The following is a 15,647-nucleotide window of genomic DNA, read 5'->3' as shown; positions in this document are numbered from 1 at the left end:
AATGAATAACACCGTAACTATTCTATGTTCTGGTTTTGGTCTGGGCTTCTATGTCCCCGGCCTGCTGATTGAACGGAGACTCATAGCACTTGGTATCCAGGCGGAGATTGAAGTTTTTGAAACACTCATGCCGGACAGCAAAAAGAAGCAGACGGACAACAGCCGCAAAGCGTACCAGCAGAACTTCGCCGTAGCTTTGACCTCACAGAAAATACCGGCGGATATCCGGAGCAGCCTTGATGCTGCAGCCGTGGAACGTTTGCTTCAACAATGGAAGCAGGAAGAAAGACAGCGCTTCATTGTATTATCCGGGCACTGGGTGCATGTTATGGACAGGTACCGTGAACTGGCCGGCTTTTCTGTGGATGCCGATTTGCTCTATATTGATGCCGATCTTTCGCCATCATGGAAGAATCTCCGCAGGCTGAACCCCGGTTACGCGGAAGGCTACCGTGAAGTAAGCATGTATGACCCCGTGAAACGGGAGATTCTATACAGTATAGATGCCGGCCCCCCGGAAGCGCTGTCCCCTTCGGCTAGGAACGGTAGACTGGTTGTTCATGGCGGCGGCTGGGGGATTGGAACCTTCCGCGAGAAGTTTGATGCCCTGGAGTCGGCAGGGTATGAACTGGATATTGCCGCGTACAGCTCTCAGGAGATTGGAGCGGCCATCCATGGAAGACGTTATTATATGAACGACCCGGAGTGGCGGACCTGGAAGCGTGACAGCAGCGGGCAGTATACCTTCCCGCCTTTTGCAGAGGTAACCGGTAACCAGGCAGACCGCTTTCCGCCCTGCCGTAACTATCAGGATGGGATGTATGGTGTCATCCGGCAGACATCCGCAGTAATCAGCAAGCCGGGAGGAGGCGCCTTGATTGATTCACTTACTTCGGGCACTCCGCTGGTGCTGCTGGACCCCTTTGGCCCGCACGAGAAGATTAACAGTGATCTGTGGGTAGAGCTTGGTTATGGCATCCGTTACGGGGAGTGGGCCGAATCGGGCTTTGACCGTGAGAAATTGCGTAAGCTGGCGAATAACCTCAGGTCAGCCAGGGGCCAGTATCCAGACTATGCGGCAAGCTATGCGGAACAACGATCCGCAGCAGAAGGGAGAAGCTAATGCAGCCTACCAGTAGAGTTAACCTTGATGCCAAGTCCTTTGAGGCTCTGAAACGCACGATCAAGAATGTCGTGGTTCCACACAGAGAACGCAAACATGATCCCGGGTTCAGAACCGTTATGCCGGAAATTATGTCCCTGAAGCTGACCAACCGCTGTAATCTCCGCTGCAAGCATTGCTACCAATGGAATGAATCCGGCTATCATCATGATATGGACACCGCCGAGCAGAATCTGGATATGGATCTGGAGATGATCCAGAGGCTTCTGGAGGAGACGGATGAGGCACAGTCCCGTTTGTATTTATGGGGGGGCGAGCCGCTTTTTCACCGGAATACCCGGCAGATTCTGGAGCTTCTGAAGGAGCATCCCCGGGATACAACGATCTGTACCAACGCCTATCTGATTCCTAAGTACGAAGAGGAGCTGTGTGCGATCTCTGACAACCTGGAACTGCTGATTCCGATAGAAGGGTTCGAGGAGGAGCATGATTTGCTGCGCGGCAAAGGTTCATTTCACAAAGTGATCGAGAGCGTCGAACGGCTGCTTGAACTGCGCAAGCAAGGCCGCTTCCGCGGCCGGATCTCTGTGCACAATGTGATTAATGACAATATGATCGGCCGATTGTACGAGCTGGTGGAGTTTTTTGAGCAAAAGGGCGTCGATCTGGTATTGCTCTGCTTCCCGTGGTATATCTCTGCGGAAACCAGTCTGGAAATGGACCGCTTCTACGATGAACACTTTCAGTGGCTGGCTGAGCTTCCGCCGGATCACCGGAGCAGCTGGCATGCCTTCAAATACCATATCAAGCCTGAGAATGTCACAAGGCTAACCGAAGACCTGAAACGGATCAACAGCAACACTTGGCACAATACCCGAATCCGTTATCAGCCGGGGCTGGACTTTGATGAAATCGAAGACTTTGTGGCTGGCAAGCCGATGGCGTCCCGCAGTACGTCGAAATGTCTGGCGCTCAGTACCCGGGTGGATATTGCTCCGAACGGCATGGTGAGTGCATGCAAATTTTTTGGCGAGCTGGCTATTGGCAATGTGAAGGAGCAGACGCTGACGGAAATATGGAATTCAGCCCGCTACGACAGGCTGCGGCGGATTCTGGATGAAGGCTTGTCCCCGGCTTGTTCCAAATGCAATGTGCTGTACTTGAATACTTATGCTGCATTAACGCATGTATGAAGAACGGAGAGGAACAACCTGCCTACAAGCTCGGAATCCTGGGTTCGTCGAACATTGCTGTACCGGCCATACTGGAGCCTTCGCGGGTTGTGGAGAAGGTTCGGATAACGGCAATCGCCAACCGGACCTTTGAAAAAGCGGCGAAACTGGCGGACACCTACCGGATTCCTTATGTGGCGGGCAGTCTGGAGGAACTGCTGGAGCTTGGCGAGCTGGATGGAGTATATATTGCACTCAGTAATGAACTTCATACAGAATGGGCAGTTCGGGCTTTGAAGGCGGGTAAGCATGTATTGGTAGAAAAGCCGATATGCCTGAATCCCGAAGAAGCAGAACGGTTACGGCTGGTAAAAGAACAATCCGCCACTCCGAAGCTTGCCGAAGGTCTGATGATTGCCTTCCATCCCTGGCAGCAGGCACTCCAATCTATTGTCGGCTCCGGGCAATTCGGTCCGCTCCACAGGATCAGTACAAGAATATCCGTCCCTGCCAAGGACAGATATGCCGGGAATTACCGCAGTGTCAAGGCTAAAGGCGGAGGCGCTTTTACCGACCTGGGTTGTTATTGGCTGCAGTTCCTGCAGACCCTGGTCGGTCTTCAGCCCCGAGAGATTAGGGCCCAGTCGGCTTTTGACGGACCGGATGGCTGCGATTGGACCTTTCAGGCGGCGCTGCAATATGAGAACGGTCTGGAAGCGGAGTGTCTCACTTCCTTTGAGCTTCCTTTCCGGGCTTCGCATACCTTGTATTTCGAGCATACGGTGCTGACGGTCCCGGATTTCTTCCGGCCGGTCAAAGGATTCTACAAAATCAAAATACGGCATGATCTTCCGGACAACCGCAGTACCCTTTGCGAATTTGAGCCGATGAACTACTATGTTAACCAGCTGGAGGCTTTTGCAGAAATGATGAGCGGGCAAAGGGCAGAAAAGCTGGAAGCTACATGGGAACGGGTACACCTTCAATCCATAATCATGGCCGAGGCGCAGCAGCGCCGGGTCTATAATGCGGCCAGCCATCTATAGTCCAAACGTCAAAACAGCGACCTCCGATCACCGGAGAGTCGCTGTTTGTATTAACGGTCCTGCAGGGAAGGAGGCTGCTCTATCCAGGAGCGCTCGTTGTTCATCACATAGATGCCCAGCGCCTGCTCGAAGGTAAGGCCGTGATTATAAAAAGCCAGCATCTTCGCGGCGAAGCGCATACTCTTATCTGCACCGGGCGACTGCAGCAGCTCTGCAGCGAGCTTACGGAAATCCTTCGGCTTATGTTCTGCAGCATCTACGGCATCCAGAAGCCCCTTGTGGCTTGGAAAGAGCCTCCGGTTATAAGCCAGGATCATTCTCCCGCTGAAGAATACCAGATTGCTGGCTGTGTGAGCGAGCAGGTAGGCATCGTTCTTCCGGGCCGCCTCTTTGGCGAAATAAAAAGCGTACAGGAAGATCTGGGCGCAAAAGTCCCGCAGATTGCGGTCCCGGTTCTCTTCAGGATAGACGGGGATTCGGGCTACCAGATCGTTCAGCTGCGGGATTCTAGAGAACACAACGTCTGAACCGGTAAAAGCATACCTCGTCGGCTCATTGCCCCGCTTGGCTGCAAGCTCCAAGAACCGGAGGTTGATCACCTTGATATCGGCGTATCCGCCTTCATAGGTACTGACTTCATGGTCCACATAGGACAGCGTATTGTTCCGGTCATATTCTTCATACGCTTCATCGGTGAATACGAGGTGAACATCCACATCCGAGGTTTCCTTGGCCGTTCCTTGCGCTACCGAACCACTGGTGATTACTGCCAGACAGGAAGGGTTCTTCTCATGCTTCCCCACCAGCTTCTCCAGCGTCTGTCTATGGTGCTCATACATCTCTTTCATCCTCTCTTAAAGTGCTCCTGCACCTTAAGCGTACCCATTGGACAGCTTACCAGCTATGGTCAATTCAGACATTTATCTACCCGGGGCAACTATTCTTCCAATCTCCAGATATGTTTGTCCGCCCGGAACGGCAGGCAAGAACAGGCACCGAAAATTCCGATGGCAAGAAATAGCAAGGCTGCTCCGGAGCCTTTGCCTGTTCCGACCAGTGCGACCCACAGGCTGTTCATCGGCTGCACGGCCATAAAGGGTTCAAACACCCTGTCAACCAACACGCCACCGCACAGATATCCTACAGGAATGGTGAAAAACTGTAACGTATTCCTTGCCGAATAGACACGCCCCTGCATCTCAATCGGGATGGTGGAGCGGAAAAGCACATCCATATTAGCGTTCATAACCGGAATGAATACCCATCCGAGGATAGCGCCCAAACACCATACCGGTGTACTTCTGCCGAAGGCAAGGATGAAATTCTCGGAGCTCATGGAGAACAGCAGGCAATTCAAAATGACCCGAACCCGGCTTTTTGGCGGCGGCAGAATAGCAACCGCAAGGCTTCCAACCATCATGGCTATCCCTGTAACTGCGTTGACCATACCTAGCGCTAATTCTCCGCCGCCAACACGTGAGAGCATCATTGCGGGCAGGGCAGCATTGAAGATCGAGGCGGTAAAATTGATCACGGCCAAAAAAAGGATCAAATCCAGAATGCCCCGGTTGTCCCTGAGATACCGTAAGCCGCTTTTGGCAGATTGTAATACCGTCTCGCTCCCCGTGCCGCTCTGTTTTGGAACTTGCGGGATATGGACCCAGCAGAGCAACGCCATGAACGCTGTAGCAAATGTAATCAAATCAAACACAATAACAACCCGGATACTGGTAAAGGAAAGCATTGAAGTGGCGAGTATAGGCGTCAGTATGGTAACCAATGAATTGGATAAGGAACGCATCCCGCTTACCTTCTGGTAGTGTTTTTGCGGAGCTAACAGGCTAATCGCTACATCCGACGCCGGTTGCTGTACAGTGTTCATCACACCATTCAAGGTATTGATCAAATACAGATGCCAAATCTGGAGTGTACCCGTCGTCATCAGAATAAGGATCGAAACGGTACAAAGTGCCGCAAAGCTGTCGCTGATCAGCATGGTGGCCTTCTTGTTCCACCGGTCGCTCAGTGCACCTGCGAAGATACTCAGCAGGACATAGGGGGCGTAGGAACAGATAACCAATAGCGAGCTGGTAAGAGCCGACCCTTGCTGTTGATAAGACCAGATCACTAAGGCAAAGGAGGTCATTGCACTGCCCAGTGCTGAAAAGGACTGTGTAATCCATAAAATCAGGAACGTTCGAAGCTCCCTGACGTTCGTTTTTAATTTTTTTATCATGACTCTGCTCCTCTTTCAATGAATTCTTAACGAATCAATGAAAGTGCAAAGCCGAACGGACGAACTCTATCCGCTCCGTGCAGTTTCGTCCGGTTCAGACCTTGCACGGAGCGGTGCCACTGCATATTTTCATGTGTTTTCTCCTTCTTTATCGCTCGAGGTTGAATTCACCCAACAGTAAATTCTTCTTTATTTTACCATGTGTGAACCCGGAAAATAACTATACAATTGCAAATTCAAAAGATGCACACTTATTGGGTGAGTATGCTTCTACCGGGGTTATGATATACTTTGTCATGAACAGGTTCGTTTACTATTTCGGGATCAAGAGTGTCCTGGTACGTATAGAGAGGTTAATGATATGACGAATAATTTTTGGCGTGATTTACCACGGCCTTTTTTCATACTGGCGCCCATGGAAGATGTGACGGATGTTGTGTTTCGCCATGTCGTAAGTATTGCTGCTAGACCGGATGTGTTTTTTACGGAGTTTGCGAATTCAGAGAGCTATTGTCACCCGGAGGGGCACCATGCTGTGCGCGGGCGTCTGACATTTACAGAGGATGAACAGCCCATTGTAGCGCATATCTGGGGAGATAAGCCGGAATACTTCCGGCAGATGAGCATCGGGATGGCCGAGGAAGGTTTCAAAGGCATTGATCTTAATATGGGCTGTCCTGTAGCGAATGTAGCAGAGAACGGGAAGGGAAGCGGCCTGATCTGCCGTCCCGAACTCGCAGCAGAGATCATCCAGGCCGCAAAGGCCGGGGGACTGCCCGTCAGTGTCAAAACAAGGCTCGGATTTAGTGACATCGACGAATGGCGCGGCTGGTTAACCCATATTTTGCAGCAAGATATTGTGAATCTGTCCATTCATCTGCGCACCAGAGAGGAAATGAGCAAAGTAGATGCCCACTGGGAGCTGATTCCGGAGATTAAGAAACTTCGTGATGAGGTGGCACCCCATACACTGCTGACCATTAACGGGGATATCCCTGACCGTCAGACCGGCCTGAGGCTCGCTGAAGAGTACGGTGTGGATGGGATTATGATTGGGCGCGGTATTTTTCATAATCCGTTTGCGTTCGAACACGAGCCGAAGGAGCACAGTAGTGAGGAATTGCTTGATCTGCTGCGGCTGCATCTGGATCTCTATGATCAATACGCAGGACAAGCACCACGTTCGTTCAGCCCGCTTCAACGATTCTTCAAAATCTATGTCCGCGGATTTCGCGGGGCAAGTGAGTTAAGAAATAGCTTAATGAACACCAAGTCCACAAGTGAAGTGCGTGCGCTGCTGGATGAGTTTGGGAGCAAGGAGCAGGACGGGGCGGGGGAGCTTGGGGATTAGGCCGCCAGAATTATTGAATTTCGAGCGGGAAATAGAATAGACGTAAAAAAGTGTGAGGATCGGATGATGGGGAAGGGACAAGCCCGGAGCCAGCAAGCCGTTCCTCATTTTTTATATGGGAGGGGGATCACATGTCCTGGAGCAAATTGAAGCAACAACTGGAGGGCTTTCTTAGCCCGGCGCTACATAGAAGGGTAGAATACCGCGCGCCCGGTTACCGTTATCTGCCTGATAAATCAGGGATTTGCTATATCTCGGTAGATAAAAAGAACGTACTCAACATGAGTGATAAGACGAACACTATCAGATGGTATCAAACAGAACTGGAGATTAAAAATGACCCGGATATCCAAATTCCTATCGCAAATAGCGACATTGAAGCGGTTAGACAAGCCACCAAGGGGCCAGTGCCGGAGGATCGCCTAATCGTAATGGCCAGAAGCAGAAAAAGTACAGAACATGCCAAAGAGCTAATGTCAGCACAGGCTGCACTCGTTAAATCGAATTTTATCGTGGTGGCTAATCAGTTCTTAACGACGCCTATAGAGGAGAGCTTAGAGAGCAACGATATGGTATTGAATATTCTGGCTTTGGTGGACCGGAGAGTTGGAAAAAAGCGGATTTTGAGTATGGTAGAGAAGATGGAGTTGAAGCATCCGGTTGTGCGGTATTTTTATGAGCTACGGCGTGATACATTGTGAAGCAAACAATTTTTACCCGCAAATGATCATAGATGGGCAAGGGGGCGCCCGGCATAATTTAATGTGAAATATACCATTGACAATCGCAAACCTGTTTTGGTAACAATATATAATAAAGTCGGAGGTTGACACATATATGAAAAAAATGGAAGAATTGTATCAACTTATAGGTAAGAAATTAGTAGGAATAATTCCTGATCAGTGGGATAAAATTTATCTCTATGCAGAAGTATTGCCAGGTTCGAGTATTATCTATTTTTACTTCGAATCTGCTACAAAAAAAGAACTAATATATAGTCATGAGATCCCTGAGATTTATGGAGTAGATGAACGCATATATAACCGGTTGCACGGGGAGTTGCAAGAATATTTTGTTGAACTGAATAAGGTTTTCAGAAATACTCTTGATCAACCTTGGACAAATCTGACGATGTATCTTGAGCAATCAGGTAAATTTAATATTGATTATAGTTATGATGAAGTAATTAACAATCCCTCTAAACAACTTACTATCTGGAAATATGAGGTTCTTGGATTATTACCTAGAGATGAATTCCACCAAGAGTATTTAGATGAATATTTAAAAAATAAGAATGAGTGATTTCTTAGTCGGCTGTGTAGGTGCAGCCGACTTTTTTTGTATAATCACAAAGAGATTTTGTGCACCTTGGCAACATATCCCGGTTCTCCACCAAAGATTGATGGATGTGTAGCAGCATCACGATCAAAGTAGACATTTATTTGAATTTCATTGCCAACTTGTGTAATAGGAGAGACTCGAAAAGATCTACCAAAGTTTCCTGTTCTTTCGTATCCCCAACAAGTTAGCAGTCTCTCTTAACGACTTTCTAACATCTGTCTGTCCAAATACGGTCTGTTGACCTGCTGGAGACCCAATGTTCTTGCCAAATGACGACGCCTATAGAGGAAAGCTTGGAGAGCAGTGAAATCCTGTTGAATGTTCTGGCTTTGGTGGACAGGAGAGTTGGGAAAAAGTGGATTTTGAGTATGGCTGAGAAGATGGAGTTAAAGCATCCGATTGTGCGGTATTTTTATGAGCTAAGGCGGGGGGCGTTGTGAGAGATGATGCCTGGGAATGATCGCCCTCTCTTCACTGAGAGGGTTTTTCTGTTTGTCTAGGCTAGGAATGGCTGGCACATCTTTTCGGCAACTATAAGTGAATACTTTGCGTTAGGACGGAAATTCCAACATATGGTACGATGGGAACGAAGTTTAATTGGAGGTTGTGACTATACAATGATTGATTTTATCAAAAATAAAGGCATCAGGCATTTCACGATGGAGGTAGAGGCAAATGGATAGAATACACTCTCATCATTGTAATCTGAATATATGGGCTCATCTACCTGATGAAGTATGGAATAAAGTTGCTAATATATATGAGCTTATGCCTGGTTGGAAAGGGTACACAGATGGAATTCCACACTGGTTTGGGCAGGAAGATGATGATGTTTTTATTCAGGCATCCGTTGAGCCGAGTGGATTATCATTTTATGCACAGATGAATAAGAGTGAATGGGATTCTTGGATAGAACGGTTTAAATCAGAAGCAACAAAAGCATTAGGGTTTAATATTGGTGAACCTGAGGATGGGTTTCATTAGGTAATAGATGAGTATACAGAGGCACTTGGAGATTAAGCGGCCGGGATTGGAGAAATCCGTGTGAAAATAGAAAAAGACGCAAAAAGATCGAGGATCGGCTGAATGGGGAAGGGCACCAGCCCGGAGCCAACAAGCCTTTCCTTTTTTTTGATATGAGAGGGGATTACTATGTCCTGGAGCAGGTGGTTGAAATTTAAAAGAAATTTATGGAGATAAATTGCAGTCTTCCGATAGAGTTGAATGGGTGTGTATAATAGTGAGGGATAACAAGCAGGCAGATTATACTGAACGATTCAACAACCATCGGAGGGGAATATGAAGAAGCTACTGTCTCACCAATCCCTCTTGAAGAAATTCCAGGCGGTTCAATCTTTGGCGTTCAGACAGAATATGCCGCTTCGGAGGAAGATTCTAATCAGTAACATCCTTATTGTTCTACTGGCTCTGGTGATATTCGTTCTAAGTATTCATAGAATTGTCTTTAATCAGACGCTCGATAGAACTTCGGCCAGTTCGCAGCAGGAAGTGAAGCTGGTAAGCCAGTCTATGAAGACCGTATTCCAATCGGTTCAGAACTTCTCGAAATTTGCTCTGATTAACCAGGATACACAGAATGTGCTTAGCCGGGATACCGGAGCAGACGGGGATGTCTCGGCGCTGAAGTCCATACATAACACGCTGGCTGCAATGCTGGAGACAGAGCCTAACATCGACTCGGTCATTATCGAATCGATCGGGGGCGATCTCTACTATACCTCCAACCTGACCGGTGTGACTTCGCAGAGTCTCGCCATCTATCCCAAAGATAAGATTGATGCGGCAAAAGGCGGTGCGGTCTGGGTAGATACGCTGAAGCCTTCATTTCTGTCGGGGATGACTGCTAAGCATATGATTAGTGTGTGCAGAGTCATTATGAGCATGGAGAAGGGGACGCCGATCGGTTATATTTATGTCAATATTGACGAACGGACGCTCGCCCGGCTGTACCATGATGAACAGGATAATCAGAATCCTACCCTGGTCATCAACCAAGAGGGAGTGGTGATCTCCGCATATGAAGCTGCACTCGTCAGCCGCACCGTTGAGGATCAGTCGCTTGCCCGGTGGGTGAAGTCGGCATCGGGAGGAAGCCGGACCGAGCGGGTGGGAGACAAGCGTTATCTGGTATCCTTACAAAGGCTTGATCCCTATGGCTGGAAGGTAATCCACCTTGTCCCCACTTCGGAATTGACGAGCGGGTATTGGAAGATCGCCTTGTCAATAGCCGTTTTCGGGCTGATCAGCATGCTGTCCGCCATGGTCCTGTCGGTTGTATTCGCGCGCCGGCTGACCCGGCCCCTTAGCGAGCTCAGTGAGGTGATTGTTGAGGTGGGAGCCGGGAATTTCGAGAGACGCGCATCTGCCGGCAGCCAGGATGAAATAGGCAGGCTGGGTGCGACATTTAATGAGATGGTCGAGCATATTCAGGACTTGATGCTAACCATTGAAACGGAAGAGAAGACCAAGCGGCTGTTGGAGCTGAGGCTGCTGTATTCGCAGATCAAACCGCATTTTCTATATAATACACTGGACACGATTCGTGCGATGGCTGTGATGACGAATGCTAAGGAGATTAGCAGTATCTTGAAGGCGCTTGGGGAGTTCTACCGGATTTCACTTAGCAACGGACAGGAATTGATTGCGGCTGCACAGGAGAAGAAGCATCTGGAGAGCTATCTCTACATTCAGCAGATCCGCTTCAAAAAGCTGAATTACCGGATTTCGTTTGAACCGGGAATCGAGTCCTGCCAAGTACCCACGATGCTGCTCCAGCCTCTGGTCGAGAATGCGATTCACCATGGAATCAGAGGGATGCCGGACGGAGGTTTATGTGAGATTACCGGCTCTATGGAAAGTTCGGGAGAGGAGCGTATTCTGTGCTTTATAGTCCGTGACAACGGCAAAGGCATGAGTGAAGAGGAACAGCGGCAGATCTGGTTAAGTTCCAGTGAAGAAGGGGAGTACAGCTTCGGACTTAAGAATATCCAGGACCGGATTCAGCTGAGATTCGGCGAAGCTTATGGTATCGTCCTGTCGTCTGAACCGGGACATGGAGTAGAAGTGAAGGTACGGTTGCCGCTGATTATGCAAGCGGACGAGCAGGGGAGGGGATAGCTGAATGAGAACTACAGCACCGGCAGCACGCGTCCTGATCGTAGATGACGAATATTATTTCAGGCAGCTGCTGATCCATTTGATAGACTGGACTTCTGCCGGTTTCGAAGTGGTTGCAGAGGCGGAGGACGGTTCGGAAGCCTTGAGGATCATGGAGGAACAGCCGATTGATCTGATTATTACAGATATTGAAATGCCGAATATGAACGGGCTCGATTTTGTGAAGGCCGTCCGTGCCTTAGACTCAGCGGCTAAGCTGATTTTCATCACAAGCTACGATAACTTCACCTATGCCCAGCAGGCAATCTCGCTCGGAGCGGATCATTATTTGCTGAAGCCCGTTGATGAGGAGGCGGTTGAACAGGCGCTTAATACCATCCGTGCGCAGTTGCAGGAGAAATGGGAAGAGGAACGTTACATTAACCGGTTGAAAATAGAGGCGGGTTACGAGGGGCAGCCGGCCGCGGACCAGACTTCCGAGGATGGAGGACGCCAGGGCAGCGGGAAACGGCTGATCCATAAAGCGGCTGCGTATGTGACTGCACATTATGCCGAGGATACCTTATCGCTTCAGAGCACAGCGAGTGCCCTCTTCGTGAATCCGAGCTACTTAAGTCATGTCTTCAAGAAGGAGACCAACGAGTCTTTCGTGGAGTATATGACAAATATCCGCCTGGGCAAAGCCATGGAGCTGTTGCGCCAGGGGGCGGCCACCGAGGATGCTTCAGTTCCCAAGGTAGCAACGATCGCCCATCAGGTCGGCTACAGAGATCCGTTCTACTTCAGCAAATGCTTCAAGAAGAAGTACGGAATTACCCCGAATAAAGTATACGGAGGAACCTATTCCGGGAAATATTGAGCCATCGCCAGCAGGAGTCCGGTTATTCAACCGGGCTTTTTTGTTGATGCAAAACGGTTATTGTGTAAACCTAATGTTATTGATAAGGAGAAATGTAAAGTGCATGTAAAGTAACGTAACATACCTAAAAATTTTACTGTCAAAGCCAATATATCTCCATTCGAACCTGGCTTCGTACTTGTTAAGATTGTACCTGTGGTTCGTATCCGTAAATTGTGAAAGGTGGTCCAAATCAGATGTTTGGTAAAAAGTTTGGGGTTGTTGCAGCGTCCGCTGCGCTCGTCAGTGTAGTGCTTACTTCGTGTGGAGGTGCGGAAGCCAATAATGGGGGAACCCAGGGTCAGGAAGCGGCGGCAGCGGATAGTAAGAAATCTGTCACGCTGTGGATTTTCGATGCAGATCCGATGTACCAGTCAGCAGCTGAGGCTACCGCAGCGGAAATGGGCGTTGAACTGAAGTATGAATACATTCAAGATGAGACCTACAAAACCAAACTGAGTGTTGCGCTTGCCGCAAATGAGCTTCCGGATGTATTCCAGCAGCATGCCGGCAAGTCCTACCGCACCCCTGTTCTGCAGTCGAAGACAGTGGCTCCGCTTAATGATACCCTCGATTCCACGGGCCTGGGCGCACAATTCCTGGACAACCAGCTGGTGACGGAAAAGGATGGCAACATCTATTCGGTTCCTTCTAACATTAGTACAACCCTTGTTCTTTACTATAATAAAAAGCTGATAAGCGAACTTGGCGCTGCTGCTCCAGCAACATGGGATGATCTTCAGGCGCTGATTAAAGCTGCAAACGATAAAGGTGTGATTCCCATTGCACTGGGCGGAAAAGAAAGATGGCAAGCGGACCTGCTCTACAATATGCTCGTAGCCCGTGAGGATGTGAACGCCTTCGATGAGGCGATTAACGGACAGGCGAAGTTCACAGATGCGCCATTCGTTGAGGCGGCGAATAAGGTGACCACCCTGGTGAATTCGAATGCCTTCCAGAAAGGCTTCCTCGGCTCTGCTTACCTGGATGCACAAGAGCTGTTCAAGAATGATAAGGCTGCGATGTGGATCGACGGAAGCTTTAACTTCTCCTCCCTGTCTAAGGCAATGGGCGACAATCTGGGCTATATTGCGTTTCCAAAAACGGGGGCAGAGGATGTCCTCAGTGCAACTATCGGCTTCCAGAACGCTGAAGCGCCATACTCCTTGTTCGTGAACAATAGCTCCGCAAATGTGGAGGAAGCGAAGGAATTTGCCATCCGTTTATCTTTGAAGCTTAATGATGAATTTGTCAGAAAAGGTCTCCCTGGGTACGCCAAGAGCGAGGTGAAGTCCGAATCACAGAATAAGGAGCTCTCAGCGTATGCTGCGGATATTAAACAGACTGCCAAAACACAGGCGATGTGGTTCGGTCTGTTGTCAGCAGATGTAGGCCAGGAATACCGTGATCTGACACAAGCATTATATGGCGGGCAGCTCACAGCCGATGAGTTCACTGCTCAGCTGGAGACGTTGCTGCATGCAGCCAAGTAAGAAGGATTCCTTACACTGTTCCGCTCAGGGCGGCAGCGTTTAATACAATATTCCAGGAAAGTCGATGCAGTCACTAGGACCGCATCGACTTTCTGTAATTGGACAGGTGGGTAAGTGATGGAAAAAGCACTCTCTAATAAAAAAATAATTGCTTTGTTTTTATTGCCCGGATTATTCGTTTTTCTGATTTTTTATTTTGTGCCTATTGTGATGACCGCCTACTACAGTCTCCAGGATTGGGATGGCATTAACCCGATGACCTTCATTGGACTGGACAACTACACCAAGATGTTTACGGTGGATAAAAGCTTCTGGCAGGCGGTATGGAATAGCCTTGCTTTCTTGCTGGTAGGCGTGTTTATCCAGCTGCCGGTCTCGTTTACATTGGCGCTGCTGGTCTCCCGGAAGATGAAGGGACGTAAATGGTTCCGCAATATATATTTTTTTCCGGTAGTGATGTCAACGACAATGGTCAGCCTGCTGTGGGTCAAAATCTATGATCCGAACATCGGCATGCTGAACACATTGATGGATACCCTTGGACTGGGTGCCTGGACGGGGGCCTGGCTTGGAGATACGAAGACGGCATTGTTGTCCGTCCTGATCGTAACTACCTGGCATTATGTCGGTTACAATATGCTGATCCTGTTCGCCGGGATGCAAGGGATACCGGAGCAGTATTATGAAGCGGCGAAGCTGGACGGAGCGACAGGCTGGAAAGCTGTGCGTCATATTACCTTTCCGCTATTGTCCGATGTGCTGCGGATCTGTATCGTCCTGAATGTGATCTATGCCCTGAAGACGTTCGAAAGTGTGTACGTAATGACTAACGGGGGACCCCTGAATTCAACAACAGTGATTGCGCTGAAAATGTTCCAGGAAGCCTTCCTGAGGCAGAATTTCGGTTATGGCAGTGCGCTTGCGGTATTTATGGTGCTGGAATGCCTCGTGATTTCCTGGGTGCTAAATAAAATATTGACCCAAGAGAAAATTGAATATTAAGGAGGAACGGTCATGCTCAGAAAAACGAAGAATTCAAGCATCTATATCCTGATGATGATTATCGCCGTCCTCCAGCTGTTTCCGCTCTACTGGCTTGTGATCAGTGCCTTTAAGGATAATTCGGAGATTATTGGCGGGACCGTCTGGGCGCTTCCTACAGAGTGGCGCTTAAGCAATTTTACAGAGGCGTGGGTCAGTGCCAAGGTGAATCAATACTTTGGGAACAGTGTGATTGTCACGCTGGTTACACTCTTGTTTGTGCTGCTGTTTGCTTCGATGATGGCGTATGCGTTAACACGGATGAAATTCAAATATAACAGTCTCATATTGTTCATGCTTCTGATGGGTGTGATGGTTCCGATTCATGCTACGCTAATTCCGCTCTTCATGATACTCAAGAATCTGGGAATTCTTAGCTCAAGATTGTCCATTATTCTGCCGTACATCGCGGTGAATTTGCCTATTGGCGTATACATGCTGTCAGCTTTTCTGCGGACCATGCCGAAGGAGCTGGAAGAAGCCGCATTTATGGACGGCTGCGGGGTGGTGAAGTCCTTCTTCAAGGTAGTGCTGCCGCTACTCAAGCCGCCGCTTGCTTCGGTAGCGATCTTCGTCTTCCTGGCGGTGTGGAATGAGCTGTTGATGGCGGCTACCTTTATTCAAAAGCAAGAGCTGAGGACGTTGCCGCTGGGCCTGATGAATTTCAGCGGTCAATACAGCATCAGCTGGGGGCCGCTGGCAGCAGCTATGGTCATATCCACACTGCCCATTCTGCTGGCTTACGTGCTGTTCAGTGACCAGATGGAGAAGAGTTTTACCGCAGGGGCGATTCTGAAGTAATTAGGGC

General features: G+C 49.1%; 14 protein-coding genes and 1 pseudogene. 13 read left to right on the top strand and 2 right to left on the bottom strand.

The window, feature by feature from the left end; all coding sequences use genetic code 11:
• The first annotated feature begins 1 nt into the window (after window position 1).
• The 3 genes from A3844_RS23285 to A3844_RS23275 are packed head-to-tail and all read left to right on the top strand — an operon-like array spanning window position 2 to window position 3,341.
• Window positions 2-1,123, top strand: coding sequence for a hypothetical protein (locus A3844_RS23285; protein WP_074108605.1), 1,122 nt, complete (start codon window positions 2-4; stop codon window positions 1,121-1,123).
• Window positions 1,123-2,316: a radical SAM/SPASM domain-containing protein gene (locus tag A3844_RS23280; protein WP_074108604.1), complete on the top strand. Its 1,194-nt coding sequence runs from the start codon at window positions 1,123-1,125 to the stop codon at window positions 2,314-2,316. The genes A3844_RS23285 and A3844_RS23280 overlap by 1 nt, the downstream gene beginning before the upstream one ends.
• Entirely contained in the window at window positions 2,313-3,341 is a 1,029-nt protein-coding gene (locus A3844_RS23275) for a Gfo/Idh/MocA family protein (protein ID WP_074108603.1), read from the top strand. Before A3844_RS23280 ends, A3844_RS23275 begins: the two co-directional genes overlap by 4 nt.
• Window positions 3,342-3,391: 50 nt before the next feature.
• Here the strand turns inward: A3844_RS23275 and A3844_RS23270 are convergent, their stop codons facing one another.
• On the bottom strand, window positions 3,392-4,189 hold the full coding sequence (locus tag A3844_RS23270) for a nucleotidyltransferase domain-containing protein (protein WP_074084280.1): 798 nt from the start codon (window positions 4,187-4,189) through the stop codon (window positions 3,392-3,394).
• 89 nt (window positions 4,190-4,278) lie between these two features.
• Window positions 4,279-5,577 carry an MFS transporter gene (locus A3844_RS23265; protein ID WP_074084281.1) on the bottom strand — a complete coding sequence of 433 codons (1,299 nt, stop codon included), beginning with the start codon at window positions 5,575-5,577 and terminating at the stop codon, window positions 4,279-4,281.
• Window positions 5,578-5,938: 361 nt separating this feature from the next.
• Between A3844_RS23265 and A3844_RS23260 the strand changes: the two genes are divergently transcribed.
• The 10 genes and pseudogenes from A3844_RS23260 to A3844_RS23220 all read left to right on the top strand — a co-directional run bounded on the left by A3844_RS23260 (window position 5,939) and on the right by A3844_RS23220 (window position 15,640).
• A complete protein-coding gene (locus tag A3844_RS23260; RefSeq protein WP_074108602.1) occupies window positions 5,939-6,928 on the top strand; it encodes a tRNA dihydrouridine synthase in 990 nt (329 codons plus the stop codon).
• Between the two features lie 131 nt (window positions 6,929-7,059).
• On the top strand, window positions 7,060-7,629 hold the full coding sequence (locus tag A3844_RS23255) for an SF0329 family protein (protein ID WP_074108601.1): 570 nt from the start codon (window positions 7,060-7,062) through the stop codon (window positions 7,627-7,629).
• 136 nt (window positions 7,630-7,765) lie between these two features.
• Window positions 7,766-8,230 carry an immunity protein YezG family protein gene (locus A3844_RS23250; RefSeq protein WP_074108600.1) on the top strand — a complete coding sequence of 155 codons (465 nt, stop codon included), beginning with the start codon at window positions 7,766-7,768 and terminating at the stop codon, window positions 8,228-8,230.
• Window positions 8,231-8,538: 308 nt separating this feature from the next.
• Window positions 8,539-8,709, top strand: a pseudogene (locus A3844_RS34060) (SF0329 family protein); the annotation flags it as partial.
• 235 nt (window positions 8,710-8,944) lie between these two features.
• A complete protein-coding gene (locus A3844_RS23245) occupies window positions 8,945-9,253 on the top strand; it encodes a hypothetical protein (RefSeq protein ID WP_074108599.1) in 309 nt (102 codons plus the stop codon).
• Window positions 9,254-9,568: 315 nt separating this feature from the next.
• On the top strand, window positions 9,569-11,407 hold the full coding sequence (locus A3844_RS23240) for a cache domain-containing sensor histidine kinase (RefSeq protein ID WP_074108598.1): 1,839 nt from the start codon (window positions 9,569-9,571) through the stop codon (window positions 11,405-11,407).
• A 4-nt stretch (window positions 11,408-11,411) separates the two neighbouring features.
• Window positions 11,412-12,266, top strand: coding sequence for a response regulator transcription factor (locus tag A3844_RS23235; RefSeq protein ID WP_074084287.1), 855 nt, complete (start codon window positions 11,412-11,414; stop codon window positions 12,264-12,266).
• Between the two features lie 236 nt (window positions 12,267-12,502).
• Entirely contained in the window at window positions 12,503-13,798 is a 1,296-nt protein-coding gene (locus A3844_RS23230) for an ABC transporter substrate-binding protein (RefSeq protein WP_074108597.1), read from the top strand.
• Window positions 13,799-13,915: 117 nt separating this feature from the next.
• Entirely contained in the window at window positions 13,916-14,800 is an 885-nt protein-coding gene (locus A3844_RS23225) for a carbohydrate ABC transporter permease (protein WP_074108596.1), read from the top strand.
• A gap of 12 nt (window positions 14,801-14,812) precedes the next feature.
• Window positions 14,813-15,640 (top strand): carbohydrate ABC transporter permease, encoded by an 828-nt coding sequence (locus A3844_RS23220; RefSeq protein WP_074108595.1) that lies wholly within the window; start codon window positions 14,813-14,815, stop codon window positions 15,638-15,640.
• Window positions 15,641-15,647 lie beyond the last annotated feature (7 nt).

This window comes from Paenibacillus helianthi, assembly GCF_001909055.1.
Lineage (GTDB): Bacteria > Bacillota > Bacilli > Paenibacillales > Paenibacillaceae > Paenibacillus_AQ > Paenibacillus_AQ helianthi.
This window is presented reverse-complemented; position numbering and strand designations above follow the sequence as displayed.